The 1,110-nt window shown below is 32.4% G+C and carries 3 protein-coding genes and 1 pseudogene; 1 reads left to right on the forward strand and 3 read right to left on the reverse strand.

Annotation, left to right across the window (positions count from 1 at the left end; genetic code table 11):
• Positions 1-104: pseudogene (locus tag AC1DTM_RS27790) on the reverse strand (YppG family protein); the annotation flags it as partial.
• A 177-nt stretch (positions 105-281) separates the two neighbouring features.
• Here AC1DTM_RS27790 and AC1DTM_RS27795 point away from each other — a divergent pair.
• Complete coding sequence (locus AC1DTM_RS27795; RefSeq protein WP_002030817.1) at positions 282-473, forward strand: YppF family protein; 192 nt, start codon at positions 282-284, stop codon at positions 471-473.
• A gap of 25 nt (positions 474-498) precedes the next feature.
• Here AC1DTM_RS27795 and AC1DTM_RS27800 read toward each other — a convergent pair whose 3' ends face one another.
• Both AC1DTM_RS27800 and AC1DTM_RS27805 read right to left on the reverse strand, forming a co-directional pair.
• Positions 499-843, reverse strand: coding sequence for a YppE family protein (locus tag AC1DTM_RS27800; protein WP_016104342.1), 345 nt, complete (start codon positions 841-843; stop codon positions 499-501).
• Between the two features lie 15 nt (positions 844-858).
• A complete protein-coding gene (locus AC1DTM_RS27805; RefSeq protein WP_002158558.1) occupies positions 859-1,101 on the reverse strand; it encodes a hypothetical protein in 243 nt (80 codons plus the stop codon).
• Between the last annotated feature and the right edge of the window lie 9 nt (positions 1,102-1,110).

Below are 1,110 nucleotides of genomic sequence, written 5' to 3' on the forward strand. Positions count from 1 at the left end.
AAAGGATACATATTATATCGTAAATATGTATCCTCATTATATTGGTACATATTTTGCTGTGCATATGGATTTGTTTGCTGATATACATTAGGTTGTTGAAACATGCATTCTCTCCTCCTTCGCATAAGTTTCTACATATAGAATATGTATCTATAAAATAAAATGTGTGACGGAGTATCTGTCTGTTTTTGTCGGAAGTTTAAATTTTTAAAAAAATTAGAAAGTAAACCCTTCCATGCTATGATAATAAGGAAGAAGATTCTYATTGGGGAGGAATCAACATGGTATTAGGGGATTTAAAACAAGCGTTTTCTCAAAAAAAGGGGTATTACACAGAAAATTCGAATGAACTGTTAGACTTTGCGAGACATTGTTATCTTGAAGGAAAAGTATGCATATCAGATTACCGAACATTAATACGAGAGTTAGAAATAAACGGTGCAACAAAACCTACAACAGTGACAGAGGCATAAAAAAACAAGAGGGTTTTCCCTCTTGTTACTTACATTGATCTACGATATTTTGCAAAGTATACGCAATAGCCTGATGAGTTTCAAAGAAACGTTTACCTTTTCCCTTATTAACAAAACATTGTAGCACATTAGTTTGTAAATTATCATAAACTTGATCAATTTGTTGTACATGTATATACTTAGGTCGTTCTTCCTTTATCCACCTATAAGCTAATTCTTTCCACATCTCTAACTCCGCATCTACAATATCAACAAATGGCTTCATATCCTTATAAAAATCATATTCAGCCATTTCTCTTTTTTTCACATTCGCTTCATCATTATACTGCATTAACTTCTCCGAGGACTGGATTAATGCTTCATATCCCATTTTGTTCCCACCTTATTATGCACTCACTACGACGTTTTGAAATGTTTTTACCCAGCTCCCTTTTTCTTCGTGATGCACTAATTTATTTTCCATATGTTCTATATGCATTTCTGTTATTTCTATCTTATTGCATATTTTTTCACCTTTACCCTTTAATGCATGATTCATTCTAATCCCAATATTCATTTCCAGCAAATCGAGAGAACTTAACATTTGATCCATTTTTTTCATAACATCTTCCTTCTGAACCATCGCCATATTTAAAAC

The organism is Bacillus sp. P4_D3, from assembly GCF_056401855.1.

Excerpts from the sequence above, each read along its gene's own strand:
- AC1DTM_RS27795 (WP_002030817.1), top strand. The coding sequence starts at position 282 with ATGGTATTAGGGGATTTAAAACAAGCGTTTTCTCAAAAAAAGGGGTAT.
- AC1DTM_RS27805 (WP_002158558.1), bottom strand. The coding sequence starts at position 1,101 with ATGGCGATGGTTCAGAAGGAAGATGTTATGAAAAAAATGGATCAAATG.
- AC1DTM_RS27800 (WP_016104342.1), bottom strand. The coding sequence starts at position 843 with ATGGGATATGAAGCATTAATCCAGTCCTCGGAGAAGTTAATGCAGTAT.